Raw genomic sequence first — 15,606 nt, forward strand, 5'->3', positions numbered from 1 at the left:
TCTATTTGGCTTGGAGAAATTCGACGGTTTGCGCTGTAGTCCAAAGACCATTGGCGATGTAGCGATAATTGATCAGCGCTGCCAAGTAACCATCACCTTCTGGAGTCGTTGGACCAGCGGTAGCATCACGAACCACGATCACTTCAAAACCAAGCTCAAGCAACTCACGCAAGTGCGACTCGACGCAGAGATTCGCGGCCATGCCGGCCAGAATAATCTGCGACACGCCATGCTTGCGCAGTTGAAGTGCCAAGTCATTTGTTTCTGGACCGTATACTTTATGTGGTGAGGCAATGATGGTTTTGCCGTCAAGAATGTACTGCTTATACTCGGGCATGAAATCAGCGCCAGAGTTTTCGAAGCCATCTAGATTCGTAGGACCCGTACGATCAAACATTCCAATACTGTGCATTACCTTTTCAAGCGGTCCGCCGAAATGCCATTCATGGTCGCACGGGTAGTAATAGTGAGGCGAGACCGCCACTGTGATCCCTGCACCCTTGGCCGCAGCGAACAGTTGACCGATGTGCTTAACGGTATCGTGCTCAACGATGCTCTTACCAAAAACGTCCCAGCTCACACCCTCAGGACTGAGAAAATCGACCTGAGGGTCAATGACAACTAGGGCGGCCCGAGAAAGGTCAAGCTTCATGCCTGTAGATGGTAGTGCAGGGTTTGCTGGATCTACATAATGTTCGAGGCGTGTTGTGTCGTTGCTCATGACAATAACTCCGATCGTAGATAAGAAGTCTGCTCTGTGCCATGGCGCCCCTGCGGGCTAATCATTACCATCGGCGAGAACTTCATCCTATCTCTACGCTTGATTCTGTTTTGTCTGCGCGTACAGAGTCTTTATCTGGTTGTCCCTATCATGGATATTCTGTCCGAGTTCTTCGAACGCACGAACCTTCAAGGCCGGCTATTTTTCTCCGGACGAGTTGATGGCACGCTGGTCCTTGATAAACCGCCTGGTATGGCATTTATCCACGTGGTCAGCCATGGCGGGATCGACATGGTGCAGCCTGGAGTGCCGAAGATATCGATCACCGAGCCTAGTATTTTGTTTTGTCCGAGCAGTTGCCAATATCAGCTACGTTCGAGTTCAGTTGGCGGCGCCGATTTGATCTGTGCCTCATTCCAGTTTGGGCGCAACACCCTCAAAACATTCCCGCTTGGCCTAAAGGAAACGCTAGTCTTCCCATTCAAGGATTTAGCTAATCTCAACCCCGTAATCAGTACGCTCCTTTACGAGTTTCACGAAGCCGCTCCAGGTAAAATTAAGGCGCTCAACCTGCTTCTCGAATATATTTTTGTTGTGATAGTTCGACGTGCCGTTAGCTCCGGAAAGATATCCAGCGGTTTGCTTTATGCGCTACAGGATGGCCGATTGGGCTCAGTATTTAACAGCGTTCATCTGGAGCCCGACGCGCTCTGGAGCGTAGAGAACCTTGCGGGGCTGGCGAACATGTCACGATCCAAGTTTTCGGCATACTTCACTAAAATCATGGGTATCTCACCAATGGGCTACGTCACGGCCTGGCGGATGAAAGTGGCCCAAGACATGCTTCGTGACGGGGTACAGATCAAGGTCATCGCTGTGTCGGTTGGTTATAGCTCGCAGGCGTCTTTTTCAAAAGGTTTTTTAAATGTGATTGGCTGCCCACCAGCAGAATGGTTGAAACGCGATGCCAACGCAGAAGAATCGTTGGTGACAGCACACGTGCATCGCTGAACCCTCTGATCAATTTCAGCGGAGCGAGGAATGCTTGATAACACCATGACGGACAAAGACAGCTCCGACCCTCCGTCACGACGTGCTGCTACAGCTGATCCTGCTTCTAACTACCAAGGTTCGCAGGCGCCCGGGCGCCACACCTTTCTGTTGCTTTGGAGTGATTTTCAGTAGGGATTGAGACGGTTTGGGCCAGCGGCAACGGGTCGTCTTCTGCCGGTCATGATCAAGAAACGTGCTGGTTGAATCCGGCCCGGGTCCGTCCGGTGAAGTCATCACCAAGCAGGTTAGATGTTCGCTTCTGGCTAGAGTTTGCCTGAGCTGACAGCTGCAACCGGCCAGGAGAGGCCGATTGTTGCTGCCAGTTCCGGGCTGTTAGAGCATCCACATTGAAACTGAAGGCTTAGCCTTATGCCAAGGGATAACATGCGTGCATCAGGCACCTGTTTAGTTGTGAGAGCTACGATTAGCATCATCAATAGCGCAACTCTCCAATTTCAATGATCAAAATGTACGTTTTCATGAGAGATCTCACAATTGCTCTGTCCATCTTGGCGCTACGGGCAAACACACCTTACTCATACCTCAAGGATCCTGAAAAACCGAAGTATACAAATGGCGCCGTGGTTGAGCTGCCGTACCCACGAACGGACGTTCGCGTCATGACCAAGGCCGCAACCGCGAGATTTATATGGTGCAACTGGCCGCCCTCTTGGCTGCGGCTCGCTAACGAACTTAACCTAAAAAGCGCCAAACCCATTTGGACAAGATTGCCGCCCTCTTGTTTTAGCTGGTAATTCGGCGGCTAGCGTCATCGATTCCTACCGCTTTGCCAGTTGATGGGAGTTTGGCAGCTCATTGATGCGCATGATGCGCAGGCCTAGGAGGTTCACGCCGTCTTATGGAGAAAATGCGACATTCAACGCGTCTTTCAAAAGAGACAGTCTTTATTAGCTAGAGTCTCGACCGCTCCTGCCATTTACCGCACCAGAGACAGTCTTTATTGTTTTTTTGGCTACGCCACAGGCTGTGATTTCTTTGGGGCGGTGGAGACAGACTTTATTGTCTAAGATCATGTGTGGTGATAGCCAATAAAGGAGTCTTAATGGTGAATTGTAACGGTCATTCGCACCGTCTACACTCCAGCCCATGAAACGCTATCTGCGGTTTTGCCTCATCTTCCTGATTAGTTTGGCGCTTCCCCTTAGTGGGATGGCGGGTGTTCAGGCATCGACTGAACCATGCCCGATGAAAACCATAGGCATGGCGATGATGGATGGTATGGGGCAGGACTGCTGCCATGACATGAAAAGTCCCACAGATTCTGGTAAACCCTGCAAGCCAGGCCAGGAATGCAAAACCGGCGGCATGCTGCAAGTGTCGATCATCAAGCCTCCTCTCACCTTGTCCAGCCCTCTCGTTGTGTCCTTCTCCAGCCATTTTCTGCTAGTACAAACCTCTTCAGGGGTATGGCGCCCGCCCCGTACTTGATTCCTGTACCTCACTGAGCCTCATTCCGCGTAAGCGGGATGGCATATCTGCGCGCATGTTTATGAAGCGCGCGGCGGATCATCACAGGAATCGTGAATATGAACTCCAAGTGCTATTGCACCGGTTGGCCCCTCGTGGCCGGCCTGGCGGCAAGCGTGCTGGCATTGCCGAGCCTCGCGGGCGCATTGACACTCGATGAAGCGTTGCGGCTGGCCGAAAACAATGCGCCGTCGTTGACCGCGCAAGACGCCAAAATTCAAGCAGCCACAAGCGCGGCCATTCCCGCCGGTGAACTGCCAGATCCCAAGCTGCTGCTGGGCGTGCAGAACTACCCCATTGGTGGTCCCGACAGATGGAGCATTGACCGAGACTTCATGACCATGCAAATGGTCGGGATCAGGCAGGAGATGCCCAGCAGAGACAAGCGCAAAGCACGTATCGAGGTTGCGGATGCGGCCGTTGATCGAGCTTCCGCTGAGCGTCGAGTGACGCGTCTGAACGTCCGCCAATCCACGGCGTTAGCCTGGATCAGTAGCTACTCGGTTGAGCGTAAAGATGCGTTGTTCCAGGACTTCTACAAAGAAAACCGTCTTCTGACCGATACCGTCAGATCTCAGATTGCAGGCGGCCGCGCCCAGCCGGCCGATGCGGTGACACCCAAACAGGAGGCCGCTCAACTGGCGGAGCAGCAGGATGATTTGGCTCTCCAACGTGCACAGGCCCGAGCTGCCCTCAAGCGCTGGATTGGTCCTGCCGCCAACGACAAACCCGTGGGCAGCTGGCCTGATTTGCCCATCGAAACCTCTGGTTACTCCCATAAGCTGCAACATCACCCCGAATTGGCGGCGTTTGTGCCAATGACCCGTGAAGCACAAGCCAAGATCCGTGAAGCTGAGGCGGAAAAGCAATCTGACTGGAGCTGGGAACTCAACTATCAGCATCGAGGCCAACAGTTTGGTGACATGGTCAGCGTCCAGTTTTCATGGGATCTCCAGCTGTTTCCGGACTCTCGACAGAACCCCAAGATTGCGGCCAAGTACGCCGAACTCAACCAGCTTGAGGCTGAGCGCGAAGCCGCGTCACGCGAGCATACCCAGCAACTGGAGGATGAGCTGGCCGACTACGAGCGCCTCAATCGTGCAGTCAGCCGTAATCAGGAAAGCTTGTTGCCGCTGGCTAAAGAAAAGGTCGAACTCACCATGGCCAGCTACCGCTCCGGCAAGGGTGATTTGAACTCGGTTATGGCCGCCCGACGCCAACTCATCGAAACCCGTTTCAAGCAGATTGACGTCGAAGAGCAACGTGCTCTGACCAAAGCTCGCCTGTATTTCTCTTATGGGGAGTCCGCTCGATGATTTTTAAAGTATGGAAAGGGCTTTCAGTCGTTGGCATCTCGATTGCCTTGGGTGTTGCCGGTGGTTACTGGTTAGCTCAACCGCGAATGAGCGGAGCAACGGGTGTCGTGCCGGATCAGGAGCCCAAAGCCTCTGCCGATCAAAAAGTTCTGTATTGGTATGACCCCATGTACCCACAACAGAAATTCGATAAGCCGGGTAAGTCACCCTTTATGGACATGCAGATGATCCCTCGATACGCAAATACCAAGGGGGACAGCGCTGCCATTCGAATTGATCCAAGTCTGACTCAGAACCTGGGTGTACGACTGGCTAGCGTCAGTCGAGGCGTGTTTGCCTCGACACTGAACGTGGTAGGTGTGCTGGCCTTCAATGAACGAGACGTTGCAGTCATTCAGGCCCGTACGGCGGGGTTTGTCGAGCGCGTGTATGCCCATGCACCTGGTGATGTGCTGAAAGCAAATGCCGTCTTGGCAGATATCTTGGTGCCGGAGTGGGCAGCTGCTCAGGAGGAATTTCTCGCCCTCAAGCGTAGTGGCGATGCTGGCTTGCTGACAGCGGCCCGCCAGCGATTGCGGCTCACCGGAATGCCACCTACGTTAATTGCTCAAGTTGAGCGCAGTGGCAAAGTTCAACCTAACCTGACTCTGACCAGCCCTATTGGTGGCGTGCTTCAAGAGCTGAGTGTGCGTGAAGGTATGACGGTGGCCGCAGGCGAGACGCTGGCTCGTGTTAATGGTTTGAGCGTTGTATGGCTGGCCGTGGCTGTACCAGAGTCGGAAGCTGGATCAATCGTCGTAGGGCAAGCAGCCGAAGCGCGTTTGTCCGCGTTCCCTGGAGTTGTGCTCAAGGGCGTGGTCAGTGCGATTCTTCCTGAAGCCAGTTCGGACAGTCGCACACTTCGCGTTCGCGTTGAGTTACCCAATCCGGATGGCCGACTCAGACCAGGTTTGACCGCAGAGGTAAGCCTCAATCGTTCGACGGAGCAAAGTGTTTTGTGGGTACCGAGCGAGGCCGTCATTCGTACCGGTCGACGTGCGTTGGTCATGCTCGCTGAAGACGCTGGCCGCTATCGTCCGGTGGAGGTGCAGTTAGGCCAGGATTACGACGGCAAGACGGCGATATTGAAAGGCTTGGAAGAGGGGCAGAAAGTGGTGACCTCTGGCCAGTTCCTGCTCGATTCGGAGGCCAGTCTCAAGGGCGTTGTCGCAAGCTCACTGGAAGTTACGCCATCTACTGTAACCGCCGTCGCTATGCATGAGGCCGATGGTCAGATCGTTGAGATCAACGACAAAGAAGTCACGCTCGCCCATGGTCCCTTCAAGACATTGGGGATGCCAGGCATGACGATGACTTTCCCTCTCGCCACTCCAGTTCTGATGAAGGGCCTAAAAACGGGCGACAAGGTTAGGATCGCTGTCAGCCAGACGGATGATGGTCTGCGCGTTGAGCGGCTGGAACGCTCTGGGAGCCAGCCATGATTGCGGGTCTTATTCGCTGGTCGGTGGCCAACCGCTTCCTGGTCCTGCTGGCCACGCTGTTCGTCACTGCCTGGGGCGTCTGGTCGGTTCAGAGCACCCCCATTGATGCACTGCCGGACCTCTCCGATGTCCAGGTAATCATCCGCACCCCCTACGCGGGGCAAGCGCCGCAAATTGTCGAGAATCAGGTGACCTATCCGCTGGCGACCACCATGCTCTCAGTACCGGGAGCCAAAACCGTACGCGGTTACTCCTTCTTCGGCGACAGCTTCGTTTACGTGCTGTTCGAAGACGGTACCGATTTGTATTGGGCTCGCTCACGCGTACTGGAGTATCTGAGCCAGGTACAAAGCCGCTTGCCAGCTACGGCCAAACCGGCCTTGGGACCAGATGCCACCGGGGTGGGCTGGATCTATCAATACGCCCTAGTAGATCGCACCGGTGGACATGATCTGGCGCAGCTGCGCGCACTTCAGGACTGGTTTCTCAAGTTCGAGCTCAAGACCCTGCCGAACGTGGCAGAAGTAGCCACTGTCGGCGGCATGGTCAAGCAATACCAGGTGCAGCTCGATCCGCTCAAGCTGGCCAGCCTGGGTATCACGCAGTCTGAGGTGACCAAGGCGATTGGCAACGCAAATCAGGAAACCGGCGGTGCTGTGCTGGAACTGGCGGAGACCGAGTTCATCGTGCGCGCTTCCGGTTACCTGAAGACACTGAATGACTTTCGGGCGATCCCGCTAAAACTCGGGGCTGGTGGCGTGCCAGTGACTCTTGGCGATGTGGCCACAATTCAACTGGGGCCGGAGATGCGTCGTGGTATTAGCGAACTCGACGGCGAAGGTGAAACGGTTGGTGGCGTGGTGATTCTGCGCAGCGGCAAGAATGCTCGTGAAACCCTTGCGGCGGTCAAGACCAAACTCGACGAGCTCAAAGGCAGTCTGCCGGCCGGGGTAGAAATCGTCACCACCTACGACCGCAGCAAGTTGATTGATCGTGCCGTGGAAAACCTCAGCCACAAGCTGATCGAGGAGTTCATTGTCGTCGCGTTGGTCTGCGGGATATTTCTGTGGCATCTGCGCTCGTCACTGGTAGCCATTATCTCGCTGCCAGTTGGGGTGCTGATTGCCTTCATCGTCATGCGTCACCAAGGAATTAACGCCAACATCATGTCCTTGGGAGGGATTGCCATTGCCATTGGTGCCATGGTCGACGCCGCGGTGGTGATGATCGAAAACGCCCATAAGCAGATCGAGGCCTGGCATGCGGCCCATCCCGACGAGGAGCTTAAGGGCGAACATCGCTGGCATGTGATTACCGAAGCTGCGGTTGAGGTAGGGCCGGCGCTGTTCTTCTGCCTGTTGATCATCACCCTGTCGTTCATTCCGGTGTTCACCTTGGAGGCGCAGGAGGGCCGCTTGTTTGGCCCCCTCGCTTTCACCAAGACCTACGCCATGGCGGCGGCGGCCGGACTGTCGGTGACTCTGGTACCGGTGTTGATGGGCTACTGGATTCGTGGACGAATTCCCAATGAGCAACAGAACCCACTAAACCGTTGGTTGATCAGGATCTATCAACCGGCCCTGGACGCGGTGCTGCGTCGGCCCAAAATCACCTTGTTGGTTGCGCTACTGGTCTTTCTCAGTACGCTTTGGCCGATCTCTCGCTTGGGTGGCGAGTTTCTCCCTGCGCTGGACGAGGGTGACCTGCTCTACATGCCTTCGGCCTTGCCGGGGTTGTCGGCGCAGAAGGCGGCGCAGCTGCTGCAACAGACCGACCGCCTGATCAAAACCGTGCCCGAAGTCGAACACGTTTTCGGTAAGGCGGGTCGCGCCGAAACCGCCACCGATCCGGCACCGCTGGAGATGTTCGAGACCACCATCCAGTTCAAGCCGCGGGAGCAGTGGCGCCCAGGGATGACCCAGGAAAAGCTCGTGGAGGAGCTGGACCGAGTGGTACGTGTCCCAGGCTTGACCAACATCTGGATACCACCGATTCGTAACCGCATCGACATGCTGGCTACCGGAATCAAAAGCCCGATTGGTGTGAAGGTCGCCGGTACCAACCTGACGGAGATCGATGCCGTCACCCAAGCCGTCGAACGTGTGGCCAAGGACGTGCCAGGTGTCAGTTCAGCGTTGGCCGAACGACTGACCGGTGGCCGTTATATTGACGTAGATATCGATCGTAAAGCTGCGGCCCGCTATGGGCTGAATATTGCCGATGTGCAGTCGATCGTGGCCGGCGCAATCGGCGGTGAAAACGTCGGGGAGACGATTGAAGGGCTGGCTCGTTTTCCGATCAACGTCCGTTACCCTCGCGAGTGGCGTGACTCGCTCGGTGCCCTGGAGCAGTTGCCGATCTACACACCTTTGGGTAGCCAGATCACCCTTGGTACCGTGGCGAAGATAAAGGTCAGCGATGGCCCGCCCATGCTTAAGAGTGAGAACGCTCGACCTTCAGGCTGGGTGTATATCGACGTGCGTGGCCGGGACATTGCCTCGGTAGTCGCCGATCTACGCCGGATGGTCAGTGAGCAAGTGAAGTTGCAACCTGGGATGAGCCTGAGTTACTCAGGACAGTTCGAGTTTCTCGAAAGGGCTAACGCACGACTCAAACTGGTGGTACCTGCCACGCTGTTGATCATCTTCGTGCTGCTCTACCTGACGTTCGCTCGCTTTGATGAAGCGTTGCTGATCATGGCCACTCTGCCATTCGCACTGACTGGAGGGGCCTGGTTCCTCTATCTATTGGGATTCAACCTGTCGGTCGCCACGGGTGTCGGCTTTATCGCCTTGGCCGGTGTTTCTGCCGAATTTGGCGTGATCATGCTGCTCTACCTGAAGAACGCCTGGGCTGAGCGTGAAAACCTTGGCGACAGCACTGAGCGCGGGCTGGTGGCTGCGATTCGTGAAGGCGCTGTGCAGCGCGTTCGGCCCAAAGCCATGACCGTGGCCGTCATCATTGCAGGCCTCTTACCTATCTTGTTGGGCAGCGGTACTGGTAGCGAAGTAATGAGCCGCATTGCAGCGCCCATGGTCGGCGGCATGGTCACGGCACCCTTACTTTCTCTGTTTGTCATCCCGGCAGCCTATCGCCTGATGCGCCGTCGGCATCTCAGTGCTAAACCCACTAATCCTCAAGGAAGCGTTGTATGAAACTGACCCTCGTTGCAGTTGCAAGTACCGTGATTGTTTTGTCTGCACCTGCGTCCGTTCGCGTAACTGTCAGCAGACCCGTATTCAACTACAGCTTCAAAGTTATTACCTTCGTTAAGCCACAGGTGTGAGGCCATTTCCATAGCGCCTTCATGTGATGCGCCTTGAGACGTAGAGTAAAGATGCTTTTGTGGGTGGGGTAGGATCACCAACTGCCATACGGAATGCCGAAGCGTTCGATGTATTGCTTCGAGTCCTTGGTTTGTTGGAAGTAGTGCCCGTTTGATTTGCCCAGATCCGGGCCTAAGGGTTCTATCCCCACTTGGGCGCGGTTGAAGGCGACTCGGCGTAAACACTCATCCCACACCCACACTTGCACGATACCGCCGGGTGCAAGCCCCAGGGTCAGGCTGGGGTGCCAGGATGCTGGGCGGTCAGGGTATTTGGCACAGCGTCGAGCGATGGAGTAGCGCATCAGTTGACGGGCTTCTTCCGGGATCTCTATCCAGCCCTGATAGGTTTGAGGCTCGACCGAGGATTGCCAGCGCACAAAGACCCGTTTCGGGAGATCGGCACCGGTGACAAAACTCCCGTTTCCACCGGTATCCGCCCATCCGTGGGCATATTCGATGCCGTCGTTCCGAAAAGCTCCGATGCCGATAGCCCCGCCGCCTCTGCGTGGAAAGAATCGGTTATTGATATCCACTACCGCGCTCATCTCGACCCAACCCGTCATATAGTACGGCGCGGAGAATCGCAGATCCCACCATGGGTGATGGGGGTCATTAACGCCGGACAACGGGTCGGCGGCCTGGCATCCTGCAATCATTGCTAGACCCAATAATATCCACAGCTTTTTGATCTTCATCGTTGGCCCTTGATTACGTGAGGGTGTTGGATGCGTATGCCGTTTTCCGTCGGTGCATTAAAGTAAAAAAGCTTTAGGCCCTCCCCATGTCGCTTAGTCACTGGGTTGTTCCAATGGGCGGAGGTATGGATATAGCGCAGCTTTAACTGAGCTTCTTCGGCAGGTGTGGTGCTGTAATCACCGGCCACAAAGCGGTCGCACAGCGATTGGAGGTCTTGAGGGAGCTTGTAGTCAGCACGCTGCTCATCGATATCGGTAAAACGTACCTTCTTTTGTTTCGCCAGGGTGTACATCACCCGCAAATACACACGCGACAACTCTCCGCGTACTGTTCGCTTGAGTTGTAGGCCCGCAAACACTCTTTTTTCCCGGGGTGCCTGTCGATCCTGCGGGTCAATCGCTAACTCCATAGAGGGCGGAGTAATAATTTCCAGCATCTCGGCGGGCCAGCCTTTAGCGATCATGTGCAGTTTGGCTTGCAGCGCGTCCTGGTAAATGGAGGTGGTTTTTACGTCACAGTTTTCCGCGACCGTCAGCGCCTGCATGGGAGTGATCAGCACGCATTCGTCCGCCTCGGCGCGATAACCTCCTCCAACGTCCGAGTGAACACCGGGCACGATAATTTCAGGATGATCGGGGCCGATTTTATTAAGGGCAAAATTGTCTCGGCACTCGTCGCGAGCCACTAATTGCACCACGTATCTGAAGTCTGACGAGGGCAATGCAATGTTCAATCCGGGAGTAACTGAACTGCTGATATTGAGTAAGTTACTCAACCCACCCGTAGCTGCCACGGTATCGAACAGGCCGATAAAACCGATGCGGATATCTTTTTTGTATTGGCCAATGAATTCCGGGCTGAATGCAATTTTTTGGTTATTGAGTGCAGCGTCTAAGGGACCGTTGCGAACTTTGGCGACTTCTGTGGCAAAGTGCCTGGCCGCTGCGGCGCCTCGACTAAAACCGAAGACATCAAACATGATGTGGGTGATTTCGTGGTTGGTATCTTGCTTAAATCATTCCCATAACTGCTGTCAGCATCCGCCATATACGGTTTGCAACTGGTCTCGAGGTCTTGCGGCTGAATCGGGTGATGCGCGCCACACATAATGCCCATCGCGGTGTTGCTGGCGTTATTGCAGGTGCCGTCGAAGAACACACCGATGGTCAAGAAGACCGGCACCTTGCTGTCCCGCTCGCGTTTTTTCTGCTCCGCCACCCTGCGGTAGAGCGCCTCTTGGCGTGCTTCCCTCTGCGCAATTGCGGCCAGGGCGGGTTTTTGCATCTCCTCCCGGGCGGCGAGTTGCTGAGGGGTTTTTTCTTTTGGTCGATTCGCCAGACATACCCGGCAGGAATTGGGGTCGTGTTTTTCCACAAACGGTACTCCTGAATAACTTCGCGAATATTAGTCGTTTTACATTGACAACTATTTGCGCACCCCTCCCTTAGAGCAAAACGAACAATGCTTTTATAGGGAGTTAATATTTATTGCTGCAGTAGCCGCAATAACAAATATGGGGCAATCGTTGTACAGATACATATGCACTAATAATTGGGTTGCAGAAAAATACGGCGGTTTGGAGCATTTAACAAGCCTCTTTTAGCTTTTCAAACTGCTCTAGCTTCCGATGTTTTTGCAGGATATCTCCTACAGACAACAGCGACTTTCATGTTCTGGAAGACTCCGTACGAAGTTTCGTCGTTTTCATCAGAGCAGGCCGACATTAGAAGGTAATAAATCCTACAGACTTATAAGTTGCACAATTTTAAGATCGGCCCAACGTCCGAGGAGCCCGACTATGACGTACGACAAATGCAATCGGTTTAAAGCAACTTTCATGAACCATCCTGATACAACCCCGCCAAGTATCGATGCACTTCAGTATGGTTATGCCTGCTCAAACGGTCGCTACCTCGGATGAGCTACTCAAGCGCACGCTCCGCCCATTACCTTGTTGTGGCTAAAACGCCAATCGCCCAAGACAACTTCTGCGGCGAGGACATTCGTTTTTCCAACGAATATGAAGCGCTGGAGCTTGAACTGAACAAAGCTCAGTCCATGGAAGAGGGCATTAAGGTCGACTGGCAGAAGGTGCTTGACCTGAGCGAAGCGATTTTGCAAACCCAGTCCAAAGACCTGCGTGTAGGGGCGTGGTTGGTGTGGGCGTTGTACCAGAAAGAATCATTTGCCGGTTTGATGGCTGGCGTTGGCATGCTCTGTCATCTCTGCCAGCACCATTGGCAAGCGGTGCATCCGCTTAAGGTGCGTACCCGCGCGGCAGCATTCAGTTGGCTGTTGCCGCGTATGGACCAAGTGTTGGTGGAGAGCGTTCCGATCAAGGAGCAATTGCCCTTGTTCCAGCTGCTGCTGGAACGCCTTCATGGGCTGGAAACATTGTTGACGCTGCATTTGGCGGGTGACGCGCCTTTGATGTTGCCGCTGTGTCGGCGCCTGAAGCTGATGATTGATCGCGCCGTGAATAATTTGCCCGGCCCCGTGGAATCGACCGTTGCGCAGATCAAACAGGCGGCCAGCCAACTCTTTGCACCGGGTTCACCAGTCGACAACGAGAAAGAAGCGCAAAAAGCCCTGCGTGGTCAGCAGGAGAATGCCCGCACATTGTGTACCTGGTGGTTGCGCCAGAAAGCCACCGACATACGCGCTTTGCGCCTCAACCGGACATTGCTATGGCTACCGATTGACACGCTTCCCGAACGTAATGCTGAGCACGTCACCGCGCTGCGCGGGCCACCGGCGGACAAATTAAAAAGCTATCAAGACCGCTTTTCTCAAGGGGCGTTTGCCGATTTGCTGGTGGACCTTGAGGCAAGCATTTCCGCTTCGCCATTCTGGTTCGATGGTCAGCGTATGGCCTGGGAGTGTCAGCAAGGACTTAACGCTGACCTCGCCATGCGAGAAGTAGAAGTGCAGTTCTCGCTGTTCTTGCAGCGCCTGCCCACAGTGGTTGAACTGAAGTTTCATGACGGCGTGCCCTTCGCCGATGCCGAGACACGCAGCTGGATCAGTGCCCACGTTTTAGTGCATTTCCAAGCTGCGAGTTCGCCGATGACTGTGCAAACCGACTATCAGCAGGCGGTCTGGGAAGAGGCATACGAAGACGCGTTGCCCATTTTGCGAAGGGATGGGCTCAAACCTGCCGTGCAACTCCTCAAGCAGGGATTGCAGGCCGCCCAAGGAGGGCGAGTACGGTTTTTCTGGCAACTGAGCCTTGCTCGCCTTTGTCATCAAGCCAAGAAATACGAATTGGCCAAAGCCCAGCTTGAAACCCTCGATCAACAATTATTGAGCTCCGGACTTGCGGCCTGGGAGCCGGACCTCGCACTGCAAGTTTTGCATCTGTTGTACCGCTGCTGCGAGTTGTTGCCGCAGAACGCCGTCGTGCGCGAGCGCAAGGACGACATCTTTCAACGGCTGTGTCACCTCGATATCGAAGTCGCACTGCCCTAGGCCTTCGGGTCATCACTGTAGAGGAGAAAAGTCATGGCCAAAGAAGGCTCCATAGCCCCTAAGGAACGCATCAACGTCACGTTCAAACCCGCGACCGGTAACTCGCAGGAACAGGTTGAGCTGCCGCTCAAGTTGATGGTGTTGGGGGATTTCACCCATCAAGCGGATGAACGAAAGGTTGAAGACCGCAAGCCGATCAGCATCGACAAGAACAGCTTCGACGATGTGCTGAGCAAACAAAAACTCAACATGACACTGAGCGTACCGAACCGTCTTCAGGAGGAGGGTGGTTCAGATGAGTTGGCGATCAAACTTGGTTTCGAATCCATGAAGGATTTCAACCCGGCCAGCCTGATTGATCAGATTCCAGAGCTGAAAAAGTTGATGGAGTTGCGCAATGCGTTGGTCGCTCTCAAAGGGCCATTAGGTAATGCGCCAGCGTTTCGCAAAGCGATTGAAAGCGTCCTTAGCGACGATGAATCACGCAGCCGAGTGCTGAGCGAACTTGAGATGAACGCAGCCGCAAAGCCCGACGCTTGAGCCTTTATCCGCATAGGAAGCCCACATTATGAGCACCAAAGCATCGCAGCAAAACACCACCGAAACAGCGGAGAGCGGCATTCTCGACCGCATTATTGCCGAGACCAAACTGACGCCTAACGACGAGGCTTACAGCATCGCCAAGCGGGGTGTGTCGGCGTTCATTGAAGAGTTGTTAAAGCCGCAAAACAATGGCGAGCCGGTCAAGAAAGCCATGGTTGATCGCATGATCGCCGAGATCGATGCCAAGCTCAGCCTTCAAATGGATGAGATTCTTCACCATGCCGAGTTCCAGGCATTAGAGGCGTCGTGGCGCGGGCTGAAACTGCTGGTGGACCGCACCGACTTCCGCGAAAACAACAAGATCGAGATCTTAAACGTCTCCAAGCAAGACCTGCTGGATGACTTCGAAGATTCGCCGGAGATCAATCAATCCGGCCTCTATAAGCATGTTTACACGGCTGAATACGGTCAGTTTGGTGGCGAGCCAGTGGGCGCAATTATTGCCAATTACTTCTTCTCGCCCAGCTCGCCAGACGTCAAGACCATGCAATATGTCGCCAGCATTGCGTGCATGGCGCATGCCCCCTTTATTGCCGCAGCCGGGCCGCAATTTTTTGGACTGGAAAGTTTCACCGGTTTACCGGACCTGAAAGACCTCAAAGACCAATTCTCAGGCCCGCACTACACCAAATGGCAAAGCTTCCGCGTGCAGGAAGACGCACGCTATGTCGCCTTGACCGTACCGCGGTTCTTGCTGCGTAACCCCTATGACCCCGAGGAAAATCCGGTCAAGAGCTTTGTCTACAAAGAGAATGTAGCCAACAGCCACGAGCATTATCTGTGGGGTAATACCGCCTACGCCTTCGCCACCAAACTCACCGACAGCTTCGCTAAATTTCGCTGGTGCCCGAACATTATTGGCCCACAAAGCGGCGGCGCCGTGGAAGATCTGCCGTTGCATCACTTCCAGAGCATGGGTGAAATCGAGACCAAAATTCCGACTGAAGTACTGGTGTCGGATCGCCGCGAATATGAGTTGGCCGAGGAAGGTTTTATCTCCCTGACCATGCGCAAGGGCAGCGATAACGCAGCGTTCTTCTCCGCCAGTTCGGTGCAAAAACCGAAGTTTTTCGGCATCAGTGAGGAAGATAAAACTTCTGAACTCAACTTCAAGTTGGGCACACAACTGCCATACATGTTCATCATCAATCGCCTGGCGCACTACATCAAAGTGCTGCAGCGCGAGCAGCTGGGCTCTTGGAAAGAACGCACGGACCTTGAGCAAGAGCTGAACAAATGGATTCGTCAGTACGTTGCTGATCAGGAAAACCCAAGCGCGGACGTTCGGGGTCGCCGCCCACTGCGCGCAGCCCAAGTCACCGTCACTGATGTTGAAGGTGAGCCTGGTTGGTACCGAGTGGGCCTGAACGTGCGCCCGCACTTTAAATACATGGGTGCTGATTTCACCCTGTCGCTGGTCGGCAAGCTGGAAAAAGAGTGAGCAGATAACTC

General features: G+C 54.6%; 11 protein-coding genes and 1 pseudogene. 9 read left to right on the top strand and 3 right to left on the bottom strand.

The window, feature by feature from the left end; translation table 11 throughout:
* Position 1: 1 nt before the first annotated feature.
* Positions 2 to 721 (bottom strand): cysteine hydrolase, encoded by a 720-nt coding sequence (locus RGW60_RS19025; RefSeq protein WP_322206027.1) that lies wholly within the window; start codon positions 719 to 721, stop codon positions 2 to 4.
* A 150-nt stretch (positions 722 to 871) separates the two neighbouring features.
* Between RGW60_RS19025 and RGW60_RS19030 the strand changes: the two genes are divergently transcribed.
* The 6 genes from RGW60_RS19030 to RGW60_RS19060 all read left to right on the top strand — a co-directional run bounded on the left by RGW60_RS19030 (position 872) and on the right by RGW60_RS19060 (position 9,345).
* Entirely contained in the window at positions 872 to 1,732 is an 861-nt protein-coding gene (locus RGW60_RS19030; protein ID WP_322206028.1) for an AraC family transcriptional regulator, read from the top strand.
* A gap of 1,149 nt (positions 1,733 to 2,881) precedes the next feature.
* The gene (locus RGW60_RS19040) at positions 2,882 to 3,223 is read left to right on the top strand and encodes a hypothetical protein (protein WP_322206029.1); all 342 of its coding nucleotides are present in this window, start codon (positions 2,882 to 2,884) and stop codon (positions 3,221 to 3,223) included.
* Between the two features lie 98 nt (positions 3,224 to 3,321).
* Positions 3,322 to 4,578, top strand: coding sequence for a TolC family protein (locus RGW60_RS19045; protein WP_322206030.1), 1,257 nt, complete (start codon positions 3,322 to 3,324; stop codon positions 4,576 to 4,578).
* On the top strand, positions 4,575 to 6,059 hold the full coding sequence (locus RGW60_RS19050) for an efflux RND transporter periplasmic adaptor subunit (protein ID WP_322206031.1): 1,485 nt from the start codon (positions 4,575 to 4,577) through the stop codon (positions 6,057 to 6,059). The genes RGW60_RS19045 and RGW60_RS19050 overlap by 4 nt, the downstream gene beginning before the upstream one ends.
* Entirely contained in the window at positions 6,056 to 9,214 is a 3,159-nt protein-coding gene (locus RGW60_RS19055) for an efflux RND transporter permease subunit (RefSeq protein WP_322206032.1), read from the top strand. Before RGW60_RS19050 ends, RGW60_RS19055 begins: the two co-directional genes overlap by 4 nt.
* Positions 9,211 to 9,345, top strand: a complete 135-nt coding sequence (locus RGW60_RS19060; RefSeq protein WP_322206033.1) for a hypothetical protein — start codon at positions 9,211 to 9,213, stop codon at positions 9,343 to 9,345. Before RGW60_RS19055 ends, RGW60_RS19060 begins: the two co-directional genes overlap by 4 nt.
* 74 nt (positions 9,346 to 9,419) lie before the next feature.
* Here RGW60_RS19060 and RGW60_RS19065 read toward each other — a convergent pair whose 3' ends face one another.
* Together RGW60_RS19065 and RGW60_RS19070 are read right to left on the bottom strand one after the other, a co-directional pair.
* Complete coding sequence (locus RGW60_RS19065; RefSeq protein ID WP_322206034.1) at positions 9,420 to 10,082, bottom strand: DUF2931 family protein; 663 nt, start codon at positions 10,080 to 10,082, stop codon at positions 9,420 to 9,422.
* Positions 10,079 to 11,421: pseudogene (locus RGW60_RS19070) on the bottom strand (phospholipase effector Tle1 domain-containing protein). Before RGW60_RS19070 ends, RGW60_RS19065 begins: the two are co-directional and overlap by 4 nt.
* 579 nt (positions 11,422 to 12,000) lie before the next feature.
* Here RGW60_RS19070 and tssA point away from each other — a divergent pair.
* From tssA to tssC, 3 genes are read left to right on the top strand one after another with little or no spacing between them, the layout of a single operon-like run.
* Complete coding sequence (gene tssA / locus RGW60_RS19080) at positions 12,001 to 13,551, top strand: type VI secretion system protein TssA (protein ID WP_322206037.1); 1,551 nt, start codon at positions 12,001 to 12,003, stop codon at positions 13,549 to 13,551.
* Positions 13,552 to 13,584: 33 nt separating this feature from the next.
* Complete coding sequence (tssB, locus tag RGW60_RS19085) at positions 13,585 to 14,091, top strand: type VI secretion system contractile sheath small subunit (RefSeq protein ID WP_322206038.1); 507 nt, start codon at positions 13,585 to 13,587, stop codon at positions 14,089 to 14,091.
* A 28-nt stretch (positions 14,092 to 14,119) separates the two neighbouring features.
* Positions 14,120 to 15,595: a type VI secretion system contractile sheath large subunit gene (gene tssC, locus RGW60_RS19090; protein WP_322206039.1), complete on the top strand. Its 1,476-nt coding sequence runs from the start codon at positions 14,120 to 14,122 to the stop codon at positions 15,593 to 15,595.
* Positions 15,596 to 15,606: the final 11 nt, after the last annotated feature.

The sequence above is a fragment of the Pseudomonas sp. AB6 genome (genome assembly GCF_034314105.1).
Lineage (GTDB): Bacteria > Pseudomonadota > Gammaproteobacteria > Pseudomonadales > Pseudomonadaceae > Aquipseudomonas.

Excerpts from the sequence above, each read along its gene's own strand:
- RGW60_RS19045 (WP_322206030.1), top strand. The coding sequence starts at position 3,322 with ATGAACTCCAAGTGCTATTGCACCGGTTGGCCCCTCGTGGCCGGCCTG.
- RGW60_RS19060 (WP_322206033.1), top strand. The coding sequence starts at position 9,211 with ATGAAACTGACCCTCGTTGCAGTTGCAAGTACCGTGATTGTTTTGTCT.
- tssC (WP_322206039.1), top strand. The coding sequence starts at position 14,120 with ATGAGCACCAAAGCATCGCAGCAAAACACCACCGAAACAGCGGAGAGC.
- RGW60_RS19055 (WP_322206032.1), top strand. The coding sequence starts at position 6,056 with ATGATTGCGGGTCTTATTCGCTGGTCGGTGGCCAACCGCTTCCTGGTC.
- tssB (WP_322206038.1), top strand. The coding sequence starts at position 13,585 with ATGGCCAAAGAAGGCTCCATAGCCCCTAAGGAACGCATCAACGTCACG.
- RGW60_RS19040 (WP_322206029.1), top strand. The coding sequence starts at position 2,882 with ATGAAACGCTATCTGCGGTTTTGCCTCATCTTCCTGATTAGTTTGGCG.
- RGW60_RS19065 (WP_322206034.1), bottom strand. The coding sequence starts at position 10,082 with ATGAAGATCAAAAAGCTGTGGATATTATTGGGTCTAGCAATGATTGCA.
- RGW60_RS19050 (WP_322206031.1), top strand. The coding sequence starts at position 4,575 with ATGATTTTTAAAGTATGGAAAGGGCTTTCAGTCGTTGGCATCTCGATT.
- tssA (WP_322206037.1), top strand. The coding sequence starts at position 12,001 with ATGAGCTACTCAAGCGCACGCTCCGCCCATTACCTTGTTGTGGCTAAA.
- RGW60_RS19025 (WP_322206027.1), bottom strand. The coding sequence starts at position 721 with ATGAGCAACGACACAACACGCCTCGAACATTATGTAGATCCAGCAAAC.
- RGW60_RS19030 (WP_322206028.1), top strand. The coding sequence starts at position 872 with ATGGATATTCTGTCCGAGTTCTTCGAACGCACGAACCTTCAAGGCCGG.